This window comes from Campylobacter sp. 2018MI13, assembly GCF_018501135.1.
Lineage (GTDB): Bacteria > Campylobacterota > Campylobacteria > Campylobacterales > Campylobacteraceae > Campylobacter_E.
In genome coordinates, this window is record NZ_JAHCZC010000175.1 from 1 (window position 1) to 618 (window position 618).

1 protein-coding gene is annotated in these 618 nt (G+C 21.8%); it reads left to right on the forward strand.

All coding sequences use genetic code 11. From position 1 onward, the window contains the following. Positions 1-145 precede the first annotated feature (145 nt). A partial coding sequence (locus KJQ99_RS09510) for a coiled-coil domain-containing protein (protein WP_214150685.1) occupies positions 146-618 on the forward strand: 473 nt, incomplete at its 3' end.

Genomic DNA, 618 nt, shown 5'->3' on the forward strand with positions numbered 1-618 from the left:
CTTCTAAATTCTATGAAGGATTTTTTCAAGACAAAAAAACTCTAAGTGGAAAAATCAACTTTATTTTACCTAGCAAAGAAGATTTAAGCATTATTAAAAATGATATTTCAAAAGATGAAATATTAAGAGTTTTAAGGGAATTTGAATGAGATTTTTATTAGCTTTTTTTGTTTTTGTAACTTTTATTTATGCAGAAAATACAGAAGAATTTACAAAAAACCTTGAGGGCGTGTATTCTGTCAAAGAAAAATTGCATATTATAAATAATGAATTAAAAGACAATATCACTATAAAAAATTATAAAAATTATCAAGAATATTTAAGATTAAAAAATGAATTAAAAGAAGCAAATGAAAATTTATTAAAAGCTAAAAAAACTCAAAAAGAACAATTAGAAAATACCATAAAATCACTTGAAGATAAACTAAGTGTATTAAAAGATTATGAAAGCTACAGCGTAGTAAAGTATTTAAATCTACCAAGTGAGCCTACTGAATATAAAAAGATTTCAAATATTTATTTAGTTATTGAAGGTTTATCAGAGCGTAAAGAATTAGCTAATGAGAAAAAAGAATATGAAATAAAATTAAAAGATTTTACTACATTAGTATCTAAAAT